Consider the following 20,407-nt stretch of genomic DNA (forward strand, 5'->3'; position numbering starts at 1 on the left):
GCCGCGGGTCGGGTCAGCCGCCTGACCCGGGGCGGGTTCCGCGCCGGTGACGGCCTTCATCTCCCGGCCTGGGACGTCGACCGGTGACCCGCCGTCGGCGTCGCGGTCGCTGGCGATGCTCCAGTGGCCGATGTCGGTCATCGTGCGTACGCTGGCGCGTCAAGATCGAGATGGGGGGCCGCGGGGCTTATGGGGTGGCGGATCGAGGCCGACGGGTACACGGCGGAGTTCACGGACGATCTGGAGGTCGTCTACCGCAATCCCCGGGGGCGGAGGCTCAAGCAGGCTCCCGAGCAGCTGGGGGGCGCGCCCGGTCTGTCCGCGATGTTCGTGGTGCGGCGGTACCTGAAGCGCCACGAGGAGCAGTGCGGCGAAACGGCGCGCTCGTGGGCGGCTGAGGGGGTGGGCGTCCCCCGCGCGCTGGCGGATGCCGACCCGTTCTGGGCGGAGGCGCTCGACGAGGCGGGCGTCACGCTCACCACGGAGCCGGTCGAAGGCGGGTTGTGCGCGCGGACCTACGTCGGCCCTGACGACCGCAGGCTCACGCAGGTGCTTCGCGAGTCGACCGTCCGCTACCGCGACCTGCTGATGGCGGTGGACGGGTGGGAGCCGGAGGGCCTGTTCGAGACCGGCGTGCCCGTCCCCTACGCCAGCGTGGTCCCCTTCCCCGAGCGCATCATCGAGGCGCACCCCGAAGCGGAGCGGCTCGCGGTGGAGAAGGTCCACACCTTGGAGGTCCGGACCGGGCGCTGGCGCTACTTCTACAAGCCGGCCGTGGAGGAGATCCTGTCGGGCCTGGAGGAGTCGGCGCCCGACCTCCTGATCACTCTCCTGGACGAGGTGGCCGATGCCGCCCTCACCCACGAGCCGAACCTGGCCGCCGCCTGGTTCGGCCGCGCGCGCAAGCTGGAGCGGACGCTGGCGCGTCATCCCGATCCGGAGTGGCTGGCCGACCGCTACGAGGAGCACGCGGAGGTGGTGTCGGCGACGATCCTGCGGGCGTGGGCGCGCGACCTGGGCGCCAAGGGCGCGGCCACGCCGGAGGGCCTCGCCCGCTTCCGCGAGGTGATGGTGTGGCGGGTCGAGGCCGGCGGCGACGTCTACCCGCAGCTCGCCTCCGACCTCCGGAAGATCGCCAAGGCCGCGGGGCTGGATCCCGAGGAGGAGCTCGCGGAGTTCCTGCGGTCCCTCTTCGCCGCGGACGAGGTGTCGCTGAACGACGACGCGTTCTGGAACGACGCGTTGAAGGGCCGCGCCATGGACCTGGTGTCCGGGCCGGAGGCGGCGCGGCGGGCACTGGAACTGCGTCCGGGATATCCGGCCCAAGGACCGCTGTGGCTGAAGCTACTCGACCGCAGCGGCGCCCTGGCGATGCTGGCCGGGGAGACACCCGGCCTCCAGCGCGGGGACGCCGCCGCCTGGCTGGTCGCCCGCATGCAGGGAAGTCAGTGGAGAGACCCGCTCGGCGAGCTCTACGAGGTGGCCGAGCGGATCGCCCCGCGGCTCGCGTCCGACGGGGTGCCGGTGGCGTTCCGCTTCTGGCGGCTCGACGAGACCGGCCGCAGGCGGACGCCCCTGGACATGATCGACATGCTGCTGGAGCACGGTGTCCCCGTCGCCGACCCGCCGGAGCGGCTCGGCCCCGCGTTCCTGCCCGACCTGGTGATCGACCGCCGCCCCGGGCTGCGGCACGTTCTGGCGGACGAGCGGTTCGCGCGCGAGCTGCGCGCCCGGGCGCGGGGCGACCTCGACATGACCGTCGGGGACCAGGCGTCCAACACCTGGTACGAGCCGCACGAGACCAAGGGCTGGGGCAAGATCCCGGTGCTGTTCGACAACCCGATCGGGCACGAGGAGGTGCGCGCGTGGTGCGCCCGCGAGCGCGCCCTGCTGCGCAAGGGCGTCGACCTGTACGGGCTGCGGATGCTGCTGGCCCGGTTCGTGCACGTGGGCGTGGCCGTGGATCTGCTGCTCAAGGACGCCGAGACGGCGCGGGAGTTCGCGGCGGTGGACGTCATGGCGCTGCTCATGGCCGACCTGCCGGACGACTTCACCCGCGAGCGGGTCGAGGAGCTGATGAAGCTCCTGGAGCCCCACTACATCAACCGCGCGGTGTCGGGGCCGAACTTCGTGGCCCTTTCCAAGGCGCTGCCGGAGCTGAAGGAGCAGGACAGGGAAACCTTCGACAGGGTCGCGTTCTCGCTGGTCACGGCGGTCAACTGCCGGGTGGGGCTGGAACGCCTCGTCCGCCGCCTCACTCCGGGAGAGGAGGCGAAGGAGGCCCCGAAGGAGAAGGTCGACCCGGTCGTGCGGCAGTGCGGCTGGCTCATGGACCTGGCGGGCTCCGGCACGCCCGTCTGGGACGGCGACATGGGCACGCCGAGCGGCAGGTTCGACGGCAACCTGATCGGCCTGGAACTCCGGCCGAACCACATCAACACCGCCGTGCACACCGGCGTCCCCTCAAGGTCGAGGGCGCGTTCGTACCAGAGGCCGGCCGCCTACGCGTCCTACCCCTTCGTGTCGGGCGAGCCCGGCCGCTGGCGGGTGGTGCGCTGCGAACTGCCCGAGGACACGAAGGGCGGCATGGCCATGCCAGGGATGGCGTTCCGCACGCCCACGTCCGTCGCCCTGGTGGTGAGCGCCAAGTACGGGGTGCCCCCGGAACGGCTGCTCCTGGAGTACGCGCCCGAGGGGAAGTTCGCCGAGGAGGGCCCGCTGGCAGCGGCCGGTGCGCGCCTGCTCGACGCCTGCGTGCTGGAGCCGGTGCGCTCCCGCGACTGGTTCGCGCGTTTCAGTGAGCTCTGGCGCGAACGGGACCGTCCTCAGATCAGCCCTGAACTGGCGGCCGCGTTCGCGGAGAAGACGGGCCTGTCGCAGACCGAGGCGGCCGTCGTGCTCCAGGGGGCGGTCTCGTCCGCGCCGTACCAGCTGGGTGAGGACGACCCCGTCCGGCTGGTCCACTTCGGTTCGGGGTGGAACTCGGAGACGGGCCAGGTGAAGGAGGGCCTCAGGGCGCTGCAGCCGGCCGAGTTCTACACCAGGCTCTACGAACGGCTCCTGCCGGACGACCCGGAGGACCTGTGGACGTCGGGCCCGGCGGTCGACCGCGCGCTCGCGTGGTGCTCGGAGCGGTCGGGGGCCCCGTTCCCCGTGCCCGCCGGGCTGCTGCCCCGCGCGCTCAAGGAGATCACGCAGCCCAAGGGCGAGGTTCCGGTGCCGCGCGCGGACCTGAACGCCCCGTGGCCGTGGCGGAGCGGCCGGGCACCGCTGCGGCCGTGGGTGCTCATCGGCCGTGTCGCCGCCGGCGCGGACTGCCTCGCGGACGGCTCGGCCTTCGCCGGAGAACCGGACCCGCTCGCCCTGCCGCGCATCGCCGCCTGGCTCGCCTACCGCACCCCGGCCGGCGATCCGCTGCGCCCCGCGATCGGAGCCGCGATCTCGCGGCTGCGCGAGGCCTGCGGTCCGCGCACCCTGTTCTCGCTCCAGAGCAACTACCTCATGGGCGACCCGCCGCCCACCGACGTGCTCACCGCCCATCCGGCGGTGACGCTCGTCGAGGACGACGTCCTGCGCCTCCGCCACCTGCGGGTGGATCCCGCCGCGGTGAAGGGGCCGGACGACCCGCTCCTCGACATCCTCGACGACTACTACGACGCGACCCTGCCGTCCCAGGTGGTGCCCGGCGGTTCCGGGCTTCCCGCACTGGCCGACCTGCGTCTTCTCCTCAGCGACGACTTCGCCGCGCTCGGCGCGCACCTGGCCGGCGACGCGGACCTGGCGCCGGGCTGGGAGCAGTACCCGGCGCGCTCGGTGCCGCACCTGGTGGAGGAATGCGCGGAGACCCACCGGCTGGGCGAGGACGCGGCTGCCCTGTACCTGATGCTGCTCGCCCTGCCCGACCCGTCCGACCGCAACGTGAAGGAGTGGACCGGCTGGAAGCCCACCCGGTTCAAGGCGGCGGTGGCCGAACTCGGTGGTACGGGCCTCGTGCTGAGCGCCACCAGGGCGCGTGCCGGACGCTCGCTGTTCGTGCACGGCGCCTGGCGGGAGCACAAGGCGCCGCGCCTTCCCATCGAGGTGCCGAAGATCCGCCTGCTGCCGATGGCGGACGAGCGCCGCTCCCTGGCGAACATGGCCGCCGTCCCGTCCGGGCCCGTCCCTGTCCTCTTCGACCGCGCGTGGAGGAACGCGCAGCCCCGCGGGCCGCGGTAGGCCCCAGCGCGGGTGGTCACCAGCTGATCCGGGCCGCCACCGGCAGGTGGTCGCTGCCGGTGGCCGGCAGAACCCACGAGCTCCGCGGCTTCACGCCGCGGACCAGGATCTGGTCGATCCGCGCCATCGGGAACGCCGCAGGCCAGCTGAACCCGAAGCCGTCCCCGGCCTCGCGCTGCGCCGAGCGGAGCCGCGCGGTGATACCGGCGAATGCGCGGTCGTCGCCGGTGCCGTTCAGGTCGCCGAGCAGCACCACCCGCTCGTTCTTCTCGGCGGCGACGGCCTCGGCGAGCGCCTGCGCGCCCCTGTCCCGGTGGGTCGTCCAGAAGCCCGCTCTGGGATTCACGCGGACGGAGCCCAGGTGGGCCACGTACACCGCCAGCGGTCCGCGTTCCGTGGCGACCGTGGCGCGCAGCGCCCGGTTGTCGTGCAGCTTGACGTCGGCCGGCTTGGTGGCCCCCAGCGGCCCGACGTCCGTCTTGATGTCGACCGGCCGGACGTCCGACAGCGGCAGCCTGCTCCACAGCCCGACCGTGCCCTGCACCGTGTGGTGCGGGTACGCCTCGGCCAGCCCCCTCTCGTACGTGCCCCTGGCCTGCTCGGACAGCTCCTCCAGGGCCAGCACGTCCGCGCCGGAGGCGATGAGGTCGCGGACGGTGCCGGAGGGGTCGGGGTTCTCGGCGCCGACGTTGTGGCTGACCACGGTGAGGTCGCCGCCCGGGTGGGACCTGTCGCCGAGCAGCCCGCCGAAGAGGTTCAGCCACACCAGGACCGGCAGGAGAAGCGCGGCCACCCCGGAGGCGGAGCGGCGCCACAGCGCCCCGGCCAGCAGGACGGGGACGAACAGGCCGAACCACGGCAGGAACGTCTCCACCAGGCTGCCGAGGTTCCCGATCCGGTTCGGGATCTCCGCGTGCAGCAGCATGAGGAGGCCGAGCAGCAGCGCCAGCGCCGCGAGCACCGGGCCGCGCTTCCAGGGCCCCGGCCGGGAGCCCATGCGGATCGCCCGCCGGATCCCCGCACGCCAGGAGGGCCCGGGGCCGGCCTCCCCGGTCTCCACCGTGTCCACCGGCGTCATCGTCTGCCCCTGCTCACTGACGGTCACGGCTGCGTCCCCGGGGCCTGGTCGTGGTCGGCTTTCAGGCCGACGGCGAGGAGCCGGCGATTCCGGGGGGACGTCGTTCGTGCCGATGGTGGGGTTCGAGCCATGCCGCTAGTCAAGGCGGCGCGGTGTTGCCGGCGCGTATGCGGTTTTCGATATGCCGACGATATGCACCGGCTCGTAGCATCGCGAGCATGGGTGTGTCGACCGTCGAGGACGAACCCGCGCTGGCAGAGCTCATGGACAGGCGCCCGGGTCTCAGCGCCCGGCTCAAGCTCACCATCAGCTATGCCGGGTTCCTTCTGCTGGGCGGCGCTCTCCTGCTGGCCGTGGTGTGGGTTTTCGTGCTGCGCTGGATGCGCGATGTCGACGCCGGAGCCATCCAGAGGAGGGCCGGCATCGTGATCGTGCTCGGGCCCGACCGCTCCCAACTCCTGAGCGGCTTCTACCCCGCCGCGGCAGCGGCGATGGGCTTCCTCCTGGTGTTCGGCCTTCTCGGCGGGTGGTTCCTCTCCGGCCGGATGCTCGCGCCCCTCACGCGGATCGCGGACGCGGCACGGTTGGCCTCGGACGGGTCACTGTCGCACCGGATCCGGCTGCAGGGCCGCAAGGACGAGTTCCGCGAACTCGCCGACGTGTTCGACAACATGCTCGAACAACTCGAATCGCACGTCGCCGAGCACCAGAGGTTCGCCGCGAACGCGTCCCACGAGCTGCGCACCCCGCTGGCCATCTCCCAGACGCTCCTCGACGCCGCCCGCGACGACCCCGCGCGGGACCAGGGCGAGCTCATCCAACGCCTCCAGACCGTCAACACGCGGGCGATCAACCTCACCGAGGCGCTCCTGCTGCTCAGCCGCGCCGACCGCAAGAGCTTCACCCGCGAGGCGGTCGACCTGTCCCTCGTCGCCGAAGAGGCCGCCGAGACGCTGCTCCCCCTCGCCGAGCAGCGCCGGATCACGCTCGACGTCACCGGCGAGAAGGCCCAGGCCCTGGGCTCCGGGGAGCTGATCCTGCGGCTGGTGACCAACCTCGTCCAGAACGCCGTCGTCCACAACCTCCCGGACGGGGGCACGGTCACGGTCCACACCGAAGCGCTGCACGACGCGAGCGTGCTGCGGGTCGAGAACACGGGCCGGCCGGTCCCGCCCGACCTGCTGCCGACCATCACCGAACCCTTCCAGCGCGGAACGCAGCGCACGCGCGCCGACGGGCACGCGGGCGTCGGCCTCGGGCTGGCGATCGTGCACAGCATCGTCCGGGCCCACGACGGGACCCTCGACCTCACCCCCCGCCCTACCGGCGGCCTCCTCGTCACGGTCCGGCTTCCTGGGGGGCACGCGGGGGCGTCCCACCAGGCGCCGTCCGCGAGCGGGGCCGGCAAGATCCGTTGAGGGTCGCCTAAAGGGGCCCGGTGAAGGCGCCGGCGGCGGCGGCAAGGGCGGCGGCCCTGGCCGCCTGGCCGGGCAGGCGCGGGTCGGGCGGCGTGCGCAGGAGCACCAGCTCGTGGTACAGCGGCGCGGTGGCGGCGACGAGCAGGCGCCGGGCGTCGGTGCCCGGTGGCAGCTCGCCGCGCCGGACGGCCCGGCCGACGACGATCTCGCAGCGGGTGTAGCGGTCCTCCCAGAGCCGCCGCTGGGCCCGGGCGGCCTTCCCGGAGCGGAACGAGGCGGCGATCAGGGCCGCCATGATCGGCGGCTCCGCGGCCATGGCCGTCTGGATCTCCTCGTTCAGCGCCGCCAGGTCGCCTTCCAGTGAGCCGGTGTCCGGGGGGCGCCAGTCGTCGTCGCCGGCCGCGTCGAGGACGTCGGCGAGCAGGCCGCCGACGTCGCCCCAGCGCCGGTAGACCGTGGCGCGGTGCACGCCCGCGCGGGCGGCGACGGCCTCCATGGTGAGCCCGTCATAACCGTGTTCGCCCAGTTCGGCGCGGACCGCGTCGAGCACCTGCGCGCGGGTGCGGGCGGTCCGGCCGCCGGGGCGGGCCCGCGGCACGGGCGCGGCGGCGTCTGGTGGCGCGTCTCCTGGAGTCATCGCAGGTGGTCCGGTTGCTCGGTGGGGCGACGTCATGACAGGATCCTAATGTAACACTTGTCGCATTAGTGGAGACAGACCTCTCCGGCAAGGAGGCGAATCGCCGTGCCACTCGTCCCCGCGGACCCGACCGTGGTGCATCCGATGCCCGAGCAGCCGCGGGTGGTGCTGCTGAAACCGCTGGTCACCTCGCCGCTGATCGAGGTCGGGGACTTCTCCTACTACGACGACCCGGACGATCCGACCGCGTTCGAGACCCGCAACGTGCTGTACCACTACGGCCCGGAACGGCTGGTGATCGGGAGGTTCTGCGCGCTGGGCGAGGGCGTCCGGTTCATCATGAACGGCGCCAACCACCGCATGGACGGGCCGTCGACCTTCCCCTTCCCGATCATGGGGGGCTCCTGGTCCGAGCACTTCGACCTCATCACCGGCCTGCCCGGACGGGGCGACACCGTGGTCGGCCACGACGTCTGGTTCGGCTACCGGGCCACGGTGATGCCCGGCGTCCGCATCGGCCATGGGGCGATCGTCGCGTCCGGCTCCGTCGTCGTCGACGACGTCCCCGACTACGGCATCGTCGGCGGCAACCCGGCCAGGCTCATCCGCCGCCGCTACGGCGACGCCGACGTCGACCGCCTGCTGGCGCTGGCCTGGTGGGACTGGCCCCTGGACCACATCACCGAGCACGTCCGCACGATCATGTCCGGCGGCATCGACGCCCTGGAGGCGGCAGCACCCCAGATGAAATGAGCCCGCCGTCCCTCCACCTCCCGACCCGGAATCGAGCCGCCAGGATGCCTGCTCCGTCCTCTCCCACCTCGTTCGCCGACTGGCTCGGCGGCGACGCCGTCCCGCTCACCCACCTCGATCCCGAGGCGCCGTTGGACGACCTGGAGCCGCTGCGCGGCATCGTCGGCGACGCGCGCGTGGTCGCGGTCGGTGAGAACTCCCACTTCATCACCGAGTTCTCGCTCATGCGCCAGCGGATCCTGCGGTTCCTCGCCGAACGCTGCGGATTCACCGTCCTGGCCTTCGAGTACGGCTTCAGCGAAGGCTTCCCGCTGGACGACTGGGCGCAGGGGAAGGGCACGGACGATGATCTGTCCGCCCTTCTCGCCGAAGCGATCCCGGTGGGGGTGGAAGAGCCCCTGCGCTGGATGCGCCGGCACAACGCCACGGCCGAGGCGCCGGTGCGTTTCGCCGGGATCGACATCCCGGCGGCAGGCGGATCCCTGCTGCCCGCCCTGACGCCGGTCGCCGCATACCTGCGCCAGGTCGACCCCGAGATGCTCCCGGTGATCCAGGAGGCCATGCGGATCGCCGGGTCGTTCGCCGGCGCCTCGGCGGCCGCGGCCGCACCGGCCTGGACGCGCCTGGCCGCGGCCGAGCAGGACGCTCTCAGCGCGCTCCTGATGCGCGTGCTCATCCGGTTCCGTGCCGTCGCCCCGCTGTACCTGTCCCGTGGTGACCAGCACAGTTACGACGTCGCCCTGCGTCGCGTCGAGGCCGCCTGCCACGCCGACTACGGCTTCCGCGCCATGGCCGGCCTGTACGCGGGCAGCGGCCTGACCGCCGACACCTCGGCCCGTGACGTCTACATGGCCGGGTCGGTGCGGTGGCATCTGGAGCACTTCGGGCCCGGGACGCGCATCGTGCTGGCGGCCCACAACGCCCACATCCAGAAGACGCCGGTCTCCTTCAACGGCCAACTCACGGGCCTCCCCATGGGGCAGCATCTGCACGACGCCATGGGCGATGACTACGTCGCCCTCGCCCTGACCAGCGTCACCGGACACACCGCCGACATGCGCCCGGACGAGAACGCCCGCTTCGGTTTCGCCGTCGACGCGACCGCGCTGCGGCCCCCCGAGCCGGGCAGCGTCGAGGCCGCCTTCGCCGAGGCCGGGCTGGGGCTGAGCATCGCCGACCTCAGCAGGTTTCGTACGCGGGATTCCGGCGATCACGGGCCCGGCCGCGTCCGGATCCAGAGCGCCTACGTGGAGACCCCCGTCCTCGACGCGTTCGACGCCGTCATCAGCACCCCGACCTCCACAGTCGCCGACTATCTGCGTTGACGGCGGTGGTCGTCGTGGGCCGAACCGCAGGAGCGGCCCCAGGGGGCCCACTCCTGCGGGGGGGGTTCCAGCCGGCCGGGGACGGCCGGCCGTTCAGTTGATCAGGCGCCGTCTCGCAGCGCCTCACGCGCCACCCGCATCTCAGGGGTGACCTTGTTACGCGGGTCGTTCAGCGACTCCACGAGCGTCTGCCCGGCCTGGCGGTTGCTCACTTTGGCCGCTTGCCAGGCGCCTGCCTCCACGACGGGGTTGGACGTACGCAGGGCCAGGAGGATGTAGTCCTCGGCCTTGTTCCCGCAGGCCCGCTGTGTCTCGGCGAGCCTCCTCTGCTCTTCTTCTGCTCGCCTTCGGCTTGATGCCATGACAGGCTCCTTCGGATGTCTTGTTTGCAGTAGCTGGACGGCTCGTGACGACCCGTCCAGACCACTACCGTCCCGCCCTCCCGTCCATCGTCAACGCGCCGCCCGCAGGGCCGCCGGGTGGTTCCGTGGCGCGGCGGGCCGAGGGAAATCCCGCCGCCACCTGGTCGTCTGCGGCGTACAGCACGGGCAGGCGGGGGCGGCGCTGGTAGGCTCTCGGCCGATACGTGGGCGGTAGTGAGTGACATGGTGGCCCGCCCCGGCGTGACGCCGCCGGTACCGGAGCGGCGCAGGATTCCGTCCGCCCGCACGTCCCACAGTTAGGTTCCCGGTGTCGCTCTCTCTTTCGGCCGTCCGCCGCAACTGGCTGTTCTGCGCGGCGCTGCTCGTGGGCGTCGTGCTGCGGGTGCTCGCCATGGTGGGCTTCCGGAGCGTGCTGTGGTTCAACGACAGCTACGACTTCGTCCGGATCGCGGACGGGCCGTTCCCCCACCCGCTGAGGCCGTCCGGGTACGGGCTCTTCCTGTGGGCGCTGAAGCCGTTCCACAGCCTGGCGCTGGTGACGGTTCTGCAGCACGCGGCGATCCTCGGGCTGGCGGCCCTCGGGTACCGGATGCTCGTCCGCGACTTCGAGGTGCGGCGCACGTGGGCGGCGCTGGCGGTCGCGCCGGTGCTGCTCGACTCCTTCCAGGTCGAGCTCGAGCATCTGCTGCTGTCGGACACCCTGTTCACCGTCCTGGTGTTCGGCGCGATGCTGCTGCTGGCCAAGCCGGGTGAGGCCGGGTGGCGGCGGGCCGCGCTGGTCGGGGCGCTGCTCGGCGTGGCGGCCGTCACGCGGACCGTGGGGGTGCCGCTGTTCCTGATCGCCGTCCTCTACCTGCTGCTCAGGCGGACGCGGTGGCCCGTGTACGCGGCGCTCGCCGTGACTTTCGCGCTGCCCGTCGGGGCGTACGCGACGTGGTTCCAGCAGGAGCACGGCCGGTTCCAGATGACGGGCGTGGACGGCATCTTCCTGTGGGGGCGGACGGCGGCGTTCGCCGACTGCGACGCGTTCACGCCCCCTCCGGATCTGGCACGGCTGTGCCCCTACGGCGCCAAGGACGACCGGCCCGCCTCGTCCCACCAGATCTGGGAGGACAACTCGCCGACCGGCTGGTCCAACGGGCAGGCGTTCGACGAGGAGACGAACGCGCGGGCGCAGCGGTTCGCGCTGTGGGCGATCAAGAACCAGCCGCTCGACTACCTGCGCGTGGTCTCCTACGACTTCTTCGTCCGGACGTTCTCGTGGCACCGGACGCGGTACCCGACCGTGGGCACCGAGGCCAGGTACCACTTCCCCACGCGGCCGACGGCGCGCAAGCCGGAGCTGCCCGTCTACGGGGGCGGCGACCGGGGGGCGGTCGTGGAGGAGTACTCCCACGGAACGGGCCGCACGCACGTCGTCGAGCCGTACGCCGGTGTGCTGCGCGGCTACCAGAGGCATGTGAGCGTCCCGGGGACGGTGCTCGGCGCGGTGCTGCTCGCGGGCGCGGCCGGGATCGTGTGGCGGCGGGCGCGGGCGCGGACGGCGCTGTTCTGGACGTCCGGTGTCGCCCTCCTGGCCATCCCTCCGATCACGGTCGACTTCGACTACCGCTACATGCTGCCCGCCCTGCCGTTCGCGTGTTTCGCGGCCGCGCTGGCGTGGGGCCGCCGTCCGGTCCCGGCCGCGCCGGAGGGCGAGCCGGTCGAGGCGGCGCCCGAAGTTCAGCCCGCGGACGCCTGACGTGGAGATGAGTACGAGAGCGGATGTCGCCGCGCGGCGGCCGACAGGATCATTGGACGCATGCGTCGCTTCGTGATCCCCCTGGTCGCCCTGCTCGCCGCCGGCTGCGGGCAGCTGGGCCAGAGTCCGGAGTCCGTGGCCGCCGACGACGCGCGCAAGGCCGCCGAGCGGGCCGGGGACCGCGCCTACGACTCCCGGGTGCGCCCCGCGCGTGACATGGGGCACCGGGCGGCGGACCTCGACGGCGTGGAGGTCATGCGGGTGACCGGCGTCTCGACTGCCGGGGACGGGGTGCGGCTCGTGCTCCGGACATCCGGGACGGCACCGGACGGCGGCTGGTTCGCGACCTCGACGATCACCGTGCGGCGCTGCTTCGAGCTGCGGTTCTCGACCAGCACCGAATGGCAGCGGTACGGGACCCGGCAGGTGGCGTGCCCGGCCGGGGGGCCGCTCGCGTTCGGGCCGTGGCCGAAGGCACCGGAGATCCCGTCCGAGCGGCTGCGCAAGGCGCTGCCCCGCGTCCCGAAGGGAGGCAGGGCGGACGAGGCGAAGGTCCGCGCGGCGGTCGGGTCGCTGCGTCTCGACCCGGCGATCCGGCGCGAGTTCGCCACCAAGGGCGACGTCGTCGGCGTGGTCCTCAGCGTGAAGCCCTACGGGTCGGACGTGTTCGACTGCGTCCTGGCCCGCGTCGCGCCCGGCCGGACCAGCGTGTGGACGCCGCCCCGCGTGCAGCGGACGGCGGGTGAGGCCGGTTGCAGCGCCGGCAACGCCATCGATCCCCTTCCGCCGCCGCACTGAGTCCGCGGCGTCACCCGTCCTGGGGGCCGAGGCGGGCGGCGGCGACCTTCTTCGGGACGACCATGCGCCACGCGTCGATGACGAGTTCCTCCATCTCGGCCTCGTCGAGCGCCGCCGTCCACGCGTGCACCCAGTTGAAACGCATGTCGGACTCACCTGGCAGGTGGAACTTGTCCGGCTCGGATTCGACGAGGGCGAGCCGCTCCTCCTTGGGGAACGCGAAGCCCATGACGGTCTCGTCGCGCGAGAAGGCGATGTAGACGATGGAGCCGACGCGGAACTTCACCCGGTCCCTGATCAGGTGCTCGGACGTGCGGGGCAGCGTCGCCGCGAGGGCCCGCACCTGCTCGACGGTGATCATCCTGTCCTCCTGTGGCCGCGGTCCTCCCAGCAAAGCACCCCGGAACGGGTGATCTTGTTAGATTTGCCGGGTGAACGAACTGGTGCGCTGGCAGACCGAGAACGGGACCATCGTCGTGGAGACCGACGACCTGGAGCCGGGGTTCCAGTCGGTGTCCCGCGCCGGCGATCTGATCCACGACGCGGCGGGCAAGCTGGAGGACGCGTTCCAGAACGTCCGGGACGCGGCGCAGACGGCGCTCTCGTCGCTGCGCGGAGGCGACCTGAACCCCGACGGGATCGAGCTGGAGTTCGGCGTCAAGCTCAACGCGGCGGCCGGGGCCGTCATCGCGAAGACGACCGCCGAGGCCCACCTGAAGGTCAAGATGACGTGGGGGCGGCCGCGGACCGAGGAGGAGGCGTAGCCGCATCGTGGACGACTGGCAGTGGCGCGCCTGGGTCGGCCCGCCGTCCGGCGGCAAGCTCGGCGCGGCGTTCCTCGTCACCGCCACGCGGCTGCTGACCTGCGCCCACACCGTCCACGGCCTACCGGAGGCGCGCGTCGGGTTCCCCGGCCTGCTGGAGGACCTGCCCGCCAGGGTCGTGCGGCGCGGCGACTGGGAGCAGCCGGGCGACCCCGGCGACGTCGCCGTCCTGGAACTGCGCGAGCCCGTCGCGCTGACCCCCGCCACGCTGGCCGCGCCGGACGGCCTGCACGAGGGGAGCCTCGGCGGGCGGACGTTCGGGGTGTGCGGCTTCCCCCGCCGTCCCGACCAGAACGAGCGGCACGCGTCCGTGACGACGTCCCCGCATCGCGGGATGCGGCGCGAGTGGTGGGAGCTGAAGACCGGCCAGGGCGACTGGCTGGAGGAGGGCTACAGCGGGTCCGCCGTCTACGACCCCGCGACGGGCGAGGTCATCGGCATGGTGACGAACGCCGAGCTGCGGCAGGGGGGCCGGGCCGACCTCGGCTGGATGCTGCCCGTCGGACACATCCGTACCTACTGGGAGGAACTGGACGACCTGCTGCCGCTCCGGTGGCTCACCCCCGAGGCCCGCCGCGAGCTGCGGGAACTCCTGGACGGCGTCCGCTACACCGACCCGCTCGCCGCCGACCTCGAACGGATCACCGGCCGGTGCGCGTTCGGCGGTTTCCGGTCGGCCTGGGGGTCGGTGCGCTACGTGGCCGAGGGCTGGGCGCAGGACCGGCTCGTCCAATACGTGGCGGCGCTCGGGCGGCACTTGCCCGGCCCCGCCCGCCCGCGGCTCGCCGCGTGGTCCGCGCGGCACCTGCCCGGCGCCGCGCCCGCCGCCCCGCGCCGGGGACCCGCGTCGGTGATCGTCCGGCTGGAGCGGGCCACGTTCGACAACGCCTTCGACGTGACCGTGCACACCTGGATCGACGGCGCCGAGGGGCCCGGGCGGCCGACCGAGCGCGTCCCGGACCGGCGGGTGCGGCCTGTGGTCGAGGCGGGCGTGGCGGCGCTCGCGCCCGCGCTGTTCGGCCGCGACTGGATGATCGAGTTCGCGGTGCCGGAGGGCTGGCTCGGCAAGCCGTTCGAGCAGTGGCACGTCGACCCGCGCAACAAGATCCCCATGCGCAGGTACCCGGTGGTGGTGCGGGACGTGGAGCGGCTGCGGCCCGACTCCTTCCGCCGCGACCAGGCCCACCACCGCTGGCGGCTGCTGAACGAGCGCGGCCGCAGCGACCCGCGTCCCATCGCGTGCGACGCGCCGCGCAAGGGCAGCGACTTCCAGGACTGGCTGGAGGCCAACATCGACTTCTGCGTCCTGGTGTACGGGTCGCGTCCGGTGAAGAGCTGGCTGACGGCCGCGCTCAACAACGGCATCCCCGTCATGATGTGGACGCGCACCCCGTGCGACGCGTCGTCGCACGGGGACTGCCGAGGGCACCGCGTCCTCGACGAGCTGACCGCGGCGGTCGGGGACCGGCACCCAGGCGACCTCCCCCAGCTGGCGCTCGCGCTGCGCAAGGCCGCGCTCGTCGCCCCCAAGGGCGCGCCGCACTGCGGGCGCGAGCTGACGCTGCTGTGGGACGATCCGTCCCGGCTCCCCGACCCCCCGCTCGCGATGGAGGTATAGGTGCCCGACTGGCTGCTCTACACAGGGAGCCGGCGCACGCACGACGGCGTCGACCGGCTGCCCCCGCCGCCGCCGTGGCGCGCGTTCGACGGCGGGCCCGCCCTGGAGCCCCCGTCCGGCGGCTCGGGCAGTGAGCACCTCGCGACCACGTACCGTCCGTCCGACGATGCCGTGCAGCAGGTCAACGCCGCCCTGTACCTGCGCCGCCCGCTGCTGGTGACCGGGCCGCCCGGCACCGGGAAGTCGACGCTCGCCTATGCCGTCGCCCACGAACTGGGACTCGGCCCCGTCCTGCACTGGCCCATCACCAGCCGGACCACGCTCCGCGACGGCCTCTACCAGTACGACCCGCTCACCCGCCTGTACGCGGCCGGGCGGCACGACGCGGCCGGACAGGACGCCGCGCGCGAGGAGGACATCGGCCGCTACATCCGCCTCGGCCCCCTCGGCACGGCGCTGCTCCCCTACCGGCGGCCGCGCGTCCTGCTGGTCGACGAGATCGACAAGAGCGACATCGACCTGCCCAACGACCTGCTCACCATCTTCGAGAAGGGCCAGTACGAGCTGCCCGAACTGACCCGGCGGGCCGATCCGGTCGCCGAGGTCATGACCGCCGACGGGCCGGGCGCGCGGGTCGCCGTCACCGCCGGGACCGTCCGCTGCCGCGCGTTCCCGCTGGTCGTGATGACCAGCAACGGCGAGCGCGAGTTCCCGCCCGCCTTCCTGCGCCGCTGCGTGACCGTGGAACTGCGGCAGCCGGCGGGCGAGGCCGAGCTGGCGGCGATCGTCCGCGAGCACCTCGGGCCGCTCGCCGACCAGAGCGACGACCTCGTCCGCCGCTTCTTCGAGCGCTCCGCGTCCGGCACGCTGGCGACCGACCAGCTCCTCAACGCCGTCTACCTGTGCCGCCACGCCGACACCGAGGACCGCCGCGCCCTGGCCGACCGCATCATGCCCTACCTGACCGGGCCCGTCGATGACGATTAACCGGCTCCGGGACGTGCTGTCCGCGATCGGGCCGCCGCCGGACGCCCGCGAACTGAGCGAGATGCTGTGGCTCGCCTGCCACATCTCCCCGTCCGGGGAGCGGCCCCCCGCCGTTCCGCCCGTCCCGCCACCGGCCGTGGACGAACCCGTGGACGCCCCCGGCCCGCTCAAGCCGCCGGAACCCGCCGCCCCGCGCCCGCCCGAACCGCTGACCGAACTCCACCCGCGCCCGGACCCCGGAGCGGAACCGGTGGGCCGCGCGTCCGAGGTGCTCGTCCCGACCGCGCCGATGCTGGCCGACCCCCTCGGCGTCCAGCGGGCGCTGCGCCCGTTGAAGCGGCGCGTCCCGTCCCGGCACCGCGCCGAACTGGACGAGGACGCCACCGCCGCGCGCATCGCCGACACCCGCCTGTGGGCGCCCGTCCTCGTCCCGTCGCCCGAGCGCTGGCTCGGCCTCAGCCTGGTCGTCGACACCGGCCCCACCATGCGGCTGTGGCGTCCCCTCGCCCGCGAACTGGCCGAGACGCTGCTCCGCCAGGGCGCCTTCCAGGACGTCCATCTCAGCTACCTCGGCGAGAAAGGCCACGTCGCTTCCACACCCGACGCGCCGCCCCAGGACCCGGGGACGCTCCTGGACGCCTCCGGGCGGCGGGCCGTCCTCGTCCTCAGCGACTGCTCGGGCCCCCACTGGTGGAACGGGCGCGCCGTGCGGGCCGTGCGCCGCTGGGCACAGGCCGGGCCGACCGCGATCGTCCAGCCGCTCGCCGAACGCCTCTGGCGCCGCACCGCCGCCCCGACCTCGCCCGGCCTCGCCGCCCTCCCCCGCCCCGGCGCCCCGAACACCGACCTGCGCTTCGCTCCCTACGACGGCGCCGCCGGGCCCGGCGTGCCCGTCCCCGTCCTGGAGATCGCGCCGCGCTGGTTCGGCGCGTGGGCCCGCCTGGTCTCCGGCTCCGACCCGCAACCCGCCGCCGTCGCGATGCTGCCGGACCGCCCGTCCGGGGCGGCGCCGGTGCGGCGCGAGCGGGAACTCCCGATCGCCGAGCGCGTCCGCCGCTTCCTCGCCACCGCGTCCCCGGACGCCGCCGAACTCGCCGCCCACGTCGCGGTGTCCGTCCCGTCGCTGCCGGTGATGCGCCTGATCCAGCACCGGATCCTCGGCGGCTCCGGCCCCGGCCAGCTCGCCGAGGTGCTGCTGAGCGGCCTGCTCCGCCCCGCCGGCGGCGTGCGCTACGAGTTCGTCCCCGGCGCCCGCGAGGCCCTCCTCGACACCCTCCCGCGCCCCGAGGCCCTGCACACCCGGCACGTCCTGGAAGCCGTCTCAGCCGAGATCGAGCGCCGCGCCGGAACGTCCGCCGAGACGTTCCGCGCCCTCCTCCCTGCCGACGGCGGCCCCGTCGTCCTCACCGCCGAAACCGACCACTTCGCCCTCCTCACCCCCCAGGCCCGCTCCCACCTCGTCCCCGACCCCATGACCCCGCTGCCGAGCCCGGCCCGACCCCCGACCCTGCTGGACCTCGCCGACGTTCCCCTCTTCGAGCTGGCCGGCGACGGCTGGCCCCGCCATCCGCGCCCGACGGTGATCGGTGTGGACGGCGAGGACCCGGTGTCGGTCGACGTCCTGCACGGCGAGCCCGCCCTCCCGCACGGCCTGATCAACGGCCCCCGGGCGGTGCGGGGAGCGCTGCTGCGCACCCTCGTCATGGGCCTGGCGCTCGATCACTCCCCGAGCACGCTGAACTTCGTGTTCGTCGGCTACAACGGGGGCGCGTCCTTCACCGAGCTCGGGCAACTTCCTCACGTCGCGGCGAGCGCCACCACCGAACGGACCGACTCGCCGCCGTTGGGCAGGCTTCCCGAGGCCCTGGAAGCCGAGCGGGAGCGACGCGAGTCCATCCTCCAGAACGCCGGGGTCACCTCCTGGGACGAGTACCAGGAGGCCATCGCCAGCGGCCGTCCACTGATTCCGCTGCCCGCCCTCGTCGTGATCATCGACGACGCCGGACCGTTGCTGCACGCCCGGCCGGAACTCCTCAACCCTCTGGCCGAGCTCTGCGACGCGGGACCGGCACAGGGGCTCAGGTTCATCTTCTGCTCCCCGAACGACGCACCCACGCCGCCGGGCCTGTCCGGCTACGCCGGCTGGAACGTCGGCTTCCCCAGTCGGATGGGCGATCACCTCGCCTTCGTTCACATCTTCGCGCAGGAGGCCCGCCCCGCCTTCGAGCCCGCACGCATCTCACCCGACGAATGCGCCCTCCTCTCCGGGATGATGCGACAGCGCCCAGAGAGAGCAAACGAACTCACGTGGCCCGAAGGACCTGCGGAACCCGCGGATAGGGAGCCGGAGCCGCCCGCCCGGCCCGGGGCCGTCTCCAAGTTCGACGTGCTGCGGTTGAACGGCGGCGGGCCGAGCGGAATGTTCTCCGAGGCATGGGCGCAGCCGGCCGACACCCCGCGCGATCCGGCGATCGGGTACGGGCCGGGCGGCCATCCCCTCAGCCTGTATCCGCTCGACCGCTCCTCGGGCATTCCGCACGGCCTGGTCGTCGGCAGCCCGGAAGCCCGCCAGAAGGTCGTGCGCGCCGTCACCCTTGCCCTCACCGCAGGGCACTCCCCGGCAGACCTGCAATTCCTCTTCGCCGGGCTGGGCCAGCACCCCCTCGGCGACCCCATAGACCTTCCGCACGTCCTCTACTCCGAGGAAGAACTGCTGGGCTCGCCGGAGAGACTCCGGCGGTTCTTCGAGTTCCTGTCCGACGAGCTCGAAGCACGTTCCGCGGGCCCGCCGCAGGACGTGTCGCGGCCCTGGAATATCGACGCCGACGAGTTCAATCTCGGCGAGATGTACGAGCGGTTCCGCCAGGACCCTCATTCGGTCAGCCGGGCCTGGTGGGACTTCTTCGAGGATTACCAGCCGGGCGAGCAACTCTCAGCCCTACCGACCCCGCCCGAGACGCGGCCGCGCCTGCTGGTCGTGGTCGACCTGTCGCTCACGTTCCCGTCCAGCAGGCGCGAGGTGGGCGAGACGCTCCTCTCGCTGGCGCAACGAGGCAGAGCGCTCGACGTCCAACTGCTGCTCACCTCGTCCACCGTCGAGAACACCACCATCTGGGATCGCTTCCTGCCCCTCCTCGGCTGGCGCATCGCGGCGGACCACCTCCCGCCCGACCAGCTCCAGCGCGTCCTCGGCCAGGCGAACCTCCAGTTCCCGGACGGCGAACCCACGGCCTACTTCCTCGCCGGAGGCGGCTCCCCCCAACGCTTCACCGTGGCACCGGAACCCCCTCGCGCCACCATCGCCGACTTCGTCCGACGCACACGCGCGCCCCAACAGGGCTCGTCGGCGGACAGCATCGGCGTCGAAGACATCGGCCGCATGTTCGCCGAACTGGACGCGGCGATCGAGAACGAGCGCAGGATGATGGGGGGCGAGCCCTTCGACGGCGCGACGGTACAGGCCGCCCTGCAGGAGATTCTTTGGGGCGATGCCGACACCCTGCGTTCAGGCAGGGGGCTCACCCTCAGGAATCTCGTCTTCCCGGCTCCGTTCAGGCCGGAGATGATCGTGACGGCGAGATTGTACGGAAAAATGCTGAACGAACTCGGGCTCCTGTCTCCGGGCACCCTCTCGATCCGCCCATTTCACGAGCTGTACAGACTGAGAGGCGATCCCCGGGACCGACCGGGCCTCCTCTCGGCTTTTCGCGGTCACATCCTCCTTGTTCGGGACGAGGCGGTGCCGACGCCGACTGGCGAGTCGGCGCGCCTGTGGCTCTCCGACACCCTTAACTCAGGGCTGGCCCAGGGGGCAGAAGGCCCCTTGGTCATTCTTTGCGGAGAACCGGAGGAGCTGAGCGCGAGGCTGGTCGGATTCGTACTCGAGTCGAGGTATGTGCGCGCTTTCGAATCGGTCCCCCCACCGCCGCGCACTCGGCCTTCGCGGGGCCGGACCATGCGGCTCGGGAGCGATCCGGAGACGGGCGAGTCCGTCATCCTGGATTTCGACGTCGACCGCCATCTGCTCATCAGCGGTCCGTCCCGTCCCGAGAAGGCGGCTCTAGTGGACGGCATCGTCGACAAGCTCGCTGCGAGCGGCAACGGACAAGAGCGCCTCATCTACGTCCTGGACACGGGGACGAGCCAGCGCGACCGTAAGAAGGCAAGGGCGTGGCAACGGAGGGGTGTGCGGCACACCGGGTCGCCGGGCGACTTCCGTACGCTACTGACGGAGGCCTCGGGGAGCCTCAGAACCCATCCCCCGAGCGATGGTGGCCCGGAGATCCACCTTGTCGTGGCGTCCCATCCGGACACGCGCAGGAACCACGACTCCCTGGCCCAGGTCGTCCCCCATCTGGGAGCGCTGCTCGATGAGGACGTCCACCTCGTGCTGGCGCTCAACGACCTCGGCGCCCCGGGGCCGTTCAGACCCGTGATCGCCAGGCTCCGGCAGCTCGACTCGCCCGTCTTGCTGACCCATTACGTCGGCGGCGCCGAAGCCTCTCTCTGGGACCTGCCCGTCTCGTCAGTGGGACCGCTGTTCGGAGACCATGCGCTGCTGGCGCGTCCCGGGCGGCAGCGGCGCGTCCGGCTCGACGGCGTCGGCCGATGATATTGGATCGAGCTGTCC

14 protein-coding genes are annotated in these 20,407 nt (G+C 72.8%); 10 read left to right on the forward strand and 4 right to left on the reverse strand.

Features of this window, described 5'->3' with window-relative positions; translation table 11 throughout:
* The first annotated feature begins 189 nt into the window (after positions 1–189).
* A complete protein-coding gene (locus BJY14_RS12930) occupies positions 190–4,215 on the forward strand; it encodes an HU family DNA-binding protein (RefSeq protein ID WP_179843839.1) in 4,026 nt (1,341 codons plus the stop codon).
* 16 nt (positions 4,216–4,231) lie between these two features.
* Here the strand turns inward: BJY14_RS12930 and BJY14_RS12935 are convergent, their stop codons facing one another.
* On the reverse strand, positions 4,232–5,212 hold the full coding sequence (locus BJY14_RS12935) for an endonuclease/exonuclease/phosphatase family protein (protein ID WP_376770041.1): 981 nt from the start codon (positions 5,210–5,212) through the stop codon (positions 4,232–4,234).
* Between the two features lie 299 nt (positions 5,213–5,511).
* Between BJY14_RS12935 and BJY14_RS12940 the strand changes: the two genes are divergently transcribed.
* Positions 5,512–6,711: a sensor histidine kinase gene (locus tag BJY14_RS12940; RefSeq protein WP_281382080.1), complete on the forward strand. Its 1,200-nt coding sequence runs from the start codon at positions 5,512–5,514 to the stop codon at positions 6,709–6,711.
* A 7-nt stretch (positions 6,712–6,718) separates the two neighbouring features.
* Here the strand turns inward: BJY14_RS12940 and BJY14_RS12945 are convergent, their stop codons facing one another.
* Positions 6,719–7,348: a TetR/AcrR family transcriptional regulator gene (locus tag BJY14_RS12945; protein WP_179843840.1), complete on the reverse strand. Its 630-nt coding sequence runs from the start codon at positions 7,346–7,348 to the stop codon at positions 6,719–6,721.
* A 144-nt stretch (positions 7,349–7,492) separates the two neighbouring features.
* Here BJY14_RS12945 and BJY14_RS12950 point away from each other — a divergent pair, with 144 nt between their 5' ends.
* Together BJY14_RS12950 and BJY14_RS12955 are read left to right on the forward strand one after the other, a co-directional pair.
* The gene (locus BJY14_RS12950; RefSeq protein ID WP_218906379.1) at positions 7,493–8,101 is read left to right on the forward strand and encodes a CatB-related O-acetyltransferase; all 609 of its coding nucleotides are present in this window, start codon (positions 7,493–7,495) and stop codon (positions 8,099–8,101) included.
* 44 nt (positions 8,102–8,145) lie between these two features.
* Positions 8,146–9,426 (forward strand): erythromycin esterase family protein, encoded by a 1,281-nt coding sequence (locus BJY14_RS12955; RefSeq protein WP_179843842.1) that lies wholly within the window; start codon positions 8,146–8,148, stop codon positions 9,424–9,426.
* 101 nt (positions 9,427–9,527) lie between these two features.
* Here BJY14_RS12955 and BJY14_RS12960 read toward each other — a convergent pair whose 3' ends face one another.
* Positions 9,528–9,788: a hypothetical protein gene (locus BJY14_RS12960; protein WP_179843843.1), complete on the reverse strand. Its 261-nt coding sequence runs from the start codon at positions 9,786–9,788 to the stop codon at positions 9,528–9,530.
* Positions 9,789–10,116: 328 nt separating this feature from the next.
* On the opposite strand from BJY14_RS12960, the gene BJY14_RS12965 reads away from it, so the two are divergent.
* Together BJY14_RS12965 and BJY14_RS12970 are read left to right on the forward strand one after the other, a co-directional pair.
* Complete coding sequence (locus tag BJY14_RS12965) at positions 10,117–11,550, forward strand: hypothetical protein (RefSeq protein ID WP_179843844.1); 1,434 nt, start codon at positions 10,117–10,119, stop codon at positions 11,548–11,550.
* Between the two features lie 60 nt (positions 11,551–11,610).
* Positions 11,611–12,348, forward strand: coding sequence for a translation initiation factor IF-2 (locus BJY14_RS12970; protein WP_179843845.1), 738 nt, complete (start codon positions 11,611–11,613; stop codon positions 12,346–12,348).
* A 10-nt stretch (positions 12,349–12,358) separates the two neighbouring features.
* On the opposite strand, the gene BJY14_RS12975 is transcribed toward BJY14_RS12970, so the two are convergent.
* Entirely contained in the window at positions 12,359–12,709 is a 351-nt protein-coding gene (locus tag BJY14_RS12975; RefSeq protein WP_179843846.1) for an MmcQ/YjbR family DNA-binding protein, read from the reverse strand.
* A 70-nt stretch (positions 12,710–12,779) separates the two neighbouring features.
* Between BJY14_RS12975 and BJY14_RS12980 the strand changes: the two genes are divergently transcribed.
* Genes BJY14_RS12980 through BJY14_RS12995 form a run of 4 tightly spaced genes read left to right on the forward strand, consistent with a single transcriptional unit; the run spans position 12,780 to position 20,389 of the window.
* Positions 12,780–13,112 carry a CU044_2847 family protein gene (locus BJY14_RS12980; RefSeq protein ID WP_312879185.1) on the forward strand — a complete coding sequence of 111 codons (333 nt, stop codon included), beginning with the start codon at positions 12,780–12,782 and terminating at the stop codon, positions 13,110–13,112.
* Between the two features lie 7 nt (positions 13,113–13,119).
* A complete protein-coding gene (locus BJY14_RS12985; RefSeq protein ID WP_179843847.1) occupies positions 13,120–14,790 on the forward strand; it encodes a VMAP-C domain-containing protein in 1,671 nt (556 codons plus the stop codon).
* A complete protein-coding gene (locus BJY14_RS12990; RefSeq protein ID WP_179843848.1) occupies positions 14,791–15,777 on the forward strand; it encodes an AAA family ATPase in 987 nt (328 codons plus the stop codon). It begins immediately after the preceding gene.
* Positions 15,767–20,389, forward strand: a complete 4,623-nt coding sequence (locus tag BJY14_RS12995) for an SAV_2336 N-terminal domain-related protein (RefSeq protein WP_179843849.1) — start codon at positions 15,767–15,769, stop codon at positions 20,387–20,389. The genes BJY14_RS12990 and BJY14_RS12995 overlap by 11 nt, the downstream gene beginning before the upstream one ends.
* The last annotated feature ends 18 nt before the right edge of the window (positions 20,390–20,407 follow it).

This window comes from Actinomadura luteofluorescens (assembly GCF_013409365.1).
Classification (GTDB): domain Bacteria; phylum Actinomycetota; class Actinomycetes; order Streptosporangiales; family Streptosporangiaceae; genus Spirillospora; species Spirillospora luteofluorescens.

Excerpts from the sequence above, each read along its gene's own strand:
- BJY14_RS12930 (WP_179843839.1), top strand. The coding sequence starts at position 190 with ATGGGGTGGCGGATCGAGGCCGACGGGTACACGGCGGAGTTCACGGAC.
- BJY14_RS12935 (WP_376770041.1), bottom strand. The coding sequence starts at position 5,212 with ATGGGCTCCCGGCCGGGGCCCTGGAAGCGCGGCCCGGTGCTCGCGGCG.
- BJY14_RS12940 (WP_281382080.1), top strand. The coding sequence starts at position 5,512 with ATGGGTGTGTCGACCGTCGAGGACGAACCCGCGCTGGCAGAGCTCATG.
- BJY14_RS12945 (WP_179843840.1), bottom strand. The coding sequence starts at position 7,348 with ATGACTCCAGGAGACGCGCCACCAGACGCCGCCGCGCCCGTGCCGCGG.
- BJY14_RS12950 (WP_218906379.1), top strand. The coding sequence starts at position 7,493 with ATGCCCGAGCAGCCGCGGGTGGTGCTGCTGAAACCGCTGGTCACCTCG.
- BJY14_RS12955 (WP_179843842.1), top strand. The coding sequence starts at position 8,146 with ATGCCTGCTCCGTCCTCTCCCACCTCGTTCGCCGACTGGCTCGGCGGC.
- BJY14_RS12960 (WP_179843843.1), bottom strand. The coding sequence starts at position 9,788 with ATGGCATCAAGCCGAAGGCGAGCAGAAGAAGAGCAGAGGAGGCTCGCC.
- BJY14_RS12970 (WP_179843845.1), top strand. The coding sequence starts at position 11,611 with ATGCGTCGCTTCGTGATCCCCCTGGTCGCCCTGCTCGCCGCCGGCTGC.
- BJY14_RS12975 (WP_179843846.1), bottom strand. The coding sequence starts at position 12,709 with ATGATCACCGTCGAGCAGGTGCGGGCCCTCGCGGCGACGCTGCCCCGC.
- BJY14_RS12995 (WP_179843849.1), top strand. The coding sequence starts at position 15,767 with ATGACGATTAACCGGCTCCGGGACGTGCTGTCCGCGATCGGGCCGCCG.